General features: G+C 72.3%; 3 protein-coding genes. 1 reads left to right on the forward strand and 2 read right to left on the reverse strand.

Annotation, left to right across the window (positions count from 1 at the left end; genetic code table 11):
- Positions 1-2,369 (reverse strand): metallophosphoesterase family protein (locus tag OOT08_RS09135; RefSeq protein WP_325092341.1); only part of this gene is annotated, 2,369 nt, incomplete at its 3' end.
- Positions 2,370-2,601: 232 nt separating this feature from the next.
- Between OOT08_RS09135 and OOT08_RS09140 the strand changes: the two genes are divergently transcribed.
- Positions 2,602-3,384, forward strand: coding sequence for a GntR family transcriptional regulator (locus OOT08_RS09140; protein WP_325092342.1), 783 nt, complete (start codon positions 2,602-2,604; stop codon positions 3,382-3,384).
- Here OOT08_RS09140 and OOT08_RS09145 read toward each other — a convergent pair.
- A partial coding sequence (locus tag OOT08_RS09145) for an AAA family ATPase (protein WP_325092344.1) occupies positions 3,374-4,159 on the reverse strand: 786 nt, incomplete at its 5' end. The genes OOT08_RS09140 and OOT08_RS09145 overlap by 11 nt on opposite strands.

Genomic DNA, 4,159 nt, shown 5'->3' on the forward strand with positions numbered 1-4,159 from the left:
GCCTCGGCCGGGAGCGGGACGTCGATGTGCTTGATCTCGGCGCCGCCGCTCGGGGCAAAGGCGTAGGCCGTGACCCGCACCCGGTCCTCGTAGAGTGCGGCCTGGAGCCCCACGGGCTCGGCCCCGCCCACCGCGGTCTCGCCCCAGTCGCCGCTCGGGCCGTACTGGCTCGTCACGGCCGCCGTGTTGACGATCGTCGGTGCCTGCGCCCGCGCGGGGTCAAAGCGCTGCTCGACGCTCCAGTCGTTCAACTGCGGGGCCCAGTGGGTGTGGCTCGTCATGACGATGACGTTGGGGTTGTCCTGGAGCAGCCGCTGGATGCGCGAGGTGTCCTGGTCGAAGTCGTTCTTGTAGAAGTTGATGTAGGTACCGGAGACCGAGTTGGCGAACACCTGGTGGCTCATGAGCAGCACGGGCGTGTTCTGCGCCGACCAGTGCGCGAGGCGGCCCTGCAACCAGGTGAACTGCCGGTCGCTCATCGACACGAAGGGGCCGGAGCCCGTCTTCTCGCTGTACTCGTAGCCCTCGCTGCCCAGCCAGAGCAGGGGCAGCGCGTCATCCACGAGCACCTCGCCCCAGAGACCGCCCTCGCCGCCGGTGTCGCGCATCTCCATCGTGTCGAGGAAGCGCTCCCGGAAGGCCGCTCCCGTGCCCGTCCCGTAGTACTCGTGGTTCCCGATGGTGGAGACGACGGTGCCGTAGTCGTTGCCGCCGCCCGCGGCGAAGGCGTCCCGGTAGGCCCGGTACTGATCCGCGTACCCCTGGCTGACGAGGTCGCCGTTCGAGACGATGGTGTCGGCGCGCTGGGGCAGGCCCGCGAAGCCGGGGAGCACCTGATCGCGCAGTCTCGCGTTTGCGCCCTGCACGTCGCTGAAGATGTCCACGACCGCCCGGGCCTCGGCCCCGGCGGCGAGCGGCGCGAGCGGGCGCACGAGCTGTGCGTCGTCCAGCATCCAGGAGCCGGATCCGGCGGGGGCGGCGAACGCGAACTCAAAACGGACCGCGGCGGCCCCCGCGGGCACCGTCAGGGCGAGCCGCCCCTGGGCGCTCTCGACGGTCTCCCCGGCGAGGGCCAGCAGCTCGACGCGCTCGCCGGAGTCGAAGGTTGCCGTCACGGTGGCCCGTTCCGCACCCCCGCGGGCGCGGAAGTGGTGATCCATCCGGAGCTCCAGCGCCTCTCCCCCGGTCACCGGAATCGACGGGGAGGTGAGGGTCCCGGCGAAGGCGGCCCCCGCGGCCTCGGCGACCGCGATGGTTCCCGAGGCTCGGGTGAAGGCCTGGCGGCGGTCGGTGCCGTGGGCCGCGATCTGCTCGTCGAGCGAGCCGAAGGCCCACTCGGAGTCGCCGCCCCGTTCCCAGCCCGCGCGATAGCCCTCGAAGCCGTCAAACCAGAGCTGCGGTTCGGTCGTGCTGCGGTCTCCCGGTCCGGCGAGCATCACGGTCACCGGCACGGTGATCGGCACGATGCCCGCGCCCGCCACCGAGAGGAGTAGCTGCCCGGCGGGCTGCGCGGCGGGCACCCGGACGAGGAAGCTCACGGTGCCGTCGGACCCCGCCACCGGGATGCCCGGCACGTTCGCCGCCTCCGCGCCGGAGCCGAGCGTCACCACGGCCTGCTGGCCGGGTCTCAGGCCGCCGAGGCGCACGGTGAGATCTTGACCGGGCTCCGCGACGGGCTTGGCCGCGCTGAGCACGGTCGGCTGCCGGTCCTGGGCCGCGGCCTCCGTGATCTCCACGTTGTCGACCATCCAGTACCAGTTGTTCGAGCTCTGCCGATACGCCCAGCCGAATCGGGCCGTCTCGGCGTGCTCCGGGACGTCGGCCGAGGCCGTGACCGCCTGGTTCAGCCGGTCCGCGGCGAAGCGCTCGACCTCGACGGGCGCTTGGTCATCAAACTGGACCATGAGCTGGGCGTTCTGCGGGGCCTGTCCCTGCCGGTAGTGGCTGTCGAAGGCGACCCGCACCGCCTCCGCGTCCTCCGCGAGGGTGAGCGGCGCGGACCAGAGCGTCGAGGAGAACGCGCCGGAGCTCGGCCGGTTGCTATCGGACTGCACCACGGCGTGCAGGCCGGAGCCGCGGGCGAAGCCGTTGCGGCTCCCTCCGGCCCCGAACTCGCGGACCACCTCGGCGCTGTCGTGGAAGCTCCAGCCCTGCCAGCCGTCGCGCATGCCCGCGACGTTCTCGTTCTCGATTGACCACTCGGCCGGGGCCGCCAGGGGGCCGGGCGCCTCGGAGAAGTCCTGGGTGACGGACGGCGGGGCCGCCTGGGCGGGGGCGGCGATGAGGCTGCCGCCGAGGGCGAGCAGCAGGCCGCCCGCGGCCAGGCGGGTGCGATGCGGGGCGCGCGTCGTTGGGGGGCGATGATTCATGGTGGGACAGGGCTCCTTCACTCGAGGCAACGGGGTTCTTGCGGGGGCGACCGGGCGGTCATCCGTCCGCGGGGCCCCGTTCGAGCATGAAGAACCGGAAGGTGTATTGACAACTTTTCGGGGCAACGTTCCCCCAGGGTTCACGTCGCGTCGCGGGAAGACACGAGGTGTTCACTCCGACGGCGCGCCCGAGGCGGGGAGTTGTCTTCATCGGGCGATACACTCTGAAGCGATGCCTGAGCCCACGCCGCTGCACTCGCAGCTCTACGCCGAGATCTCCGCCCGAATCCAGTCCGGGGTGTGGGCCGCTGGCGAGCGCGTGCCCAGCGAGAAGTCCCTCTCGGAGGAGTTCGGGGTGTCCCGAGGCCCCGTCCGCCAGGCCCTCGCGGCCCTGCGCGCCGAGGGGATGATCGTCGGCGGCCGGGGCGCCCCGCCCCGGGTCCAGCGCAGCGCCCCGCCGCAGTCCTTCGACACCTTCATGTCCTTCTCCGAGTGGGCGCGCTCGCTCGGCCAGACCCCCGGGCAGCGGGTCATCGAGGCGTCGCGTCGCCTCGCCGGCCCGGAGGCGGTGGCCGAGCTGGAGCTCGCCCCGGACGAGCCGGTGGTGGAAATCGTGCGCCTGCGCACCCTGAACGGGGCCCCCGCGATGCTGGAGCGCTCACGGTTCCCCCTGCGGGTGGGCGCGGGGCTCCTCGCCGCGGACCTCGACTCGGGCAGTATCTACCAGCACATGCGCGAGCAGGGCGACGCCCCCGTCCGCGCGCGGCACCTCATCGACGCGATCGCGGCGGAGCCGCTCGACGCAACCTGGCTCGCGGTCGATCCGGGTTCGCCCCTGCTCCGCGTGCGGCGCACCGCACGCGGAGCAGACGACCGGGTCGTCGAGGCGGCCGATGACCGCTACGTGCCCGGGATGGCCACGTTCGCGATCGAGAACGCGACCCGGCACACCGCGCAGATCTCGGTCGGCCGCCCCGCGCCCGCGGGCCCAGCGGGGCCTTCCCCTAGGCCGTGAGCGTCAGGGCCTCGCCGGACGGGTCGACGTCCACGCGAACCGTGTCCCCGTCGCGCACCTGACCGGAGAGGATGGCCCGGGCCAGCCGGTCATCGATCTCCCGTTGCATGAGCCGGCGCAGCGGGCGCGCCCCGTAGGCGGGGTCGTAGCCGCGAGCGGCGAGCCAGCCGCGCGCGTCCGGGGTCACCGCGAGGGTGAGCCGGCGCTCGGCGAGGCGCAGCTGCATCCGATCGATGTAGAGCTCCACGATCTGCGCGAGATCCGTCTCGGAGAGCGGGTGGAAGATCACCATCTCGTCGAGGCGGTTCACGAACTCCGGCTTGAAGGCGCGGCGCACGGTCTCCCGGACGGCGGTCTCCTTGTCGGGCCAGCTCAGCTCGGGGTCGATCAGGTACTGGCTGCCGAGGTTCGAGGTGAGGATCAGGATCACGTTTCGGAAGTCCACCGTGCGCCCTTGGCCGTCCGTGAGCCGCCCGTCGTCGAGCACCTGCAGGAGCACGTCAAAGACCTCGGGGTGCGCCTTCTCGACCTCGTCCAGGAGCACGACGGAGTAGGGGCGGCGGCGCACCGCCTCGGTCAGCTGCCCGCCCTGCTCGTAGCCGACGTAGCCGGGCGGGGCGCCGACGAGCCGCGAGACGGAGTGCTTCTCCCCGTACTCGGACATGTCGATGCGCACCATCGCCTTCTCGTCGTCGAACAGGAAATCGGCGAGCGCCTTGGCCAGCTCCGTCTTGCCGACCCCGGTGGGGCCGAGAAAGAGGAAGGATCCGGTGGG

Origin of the sequence: Leucobacter sp. M11 (assembly GCF_035726885.1) — a bacterium.
In the GTDB taxonomy this organism is placed as follows: Bacteria; Actinomycetota; Actinomycetes; order Actinomycetales; family Microbacteriaceae; genus JAPFRB01.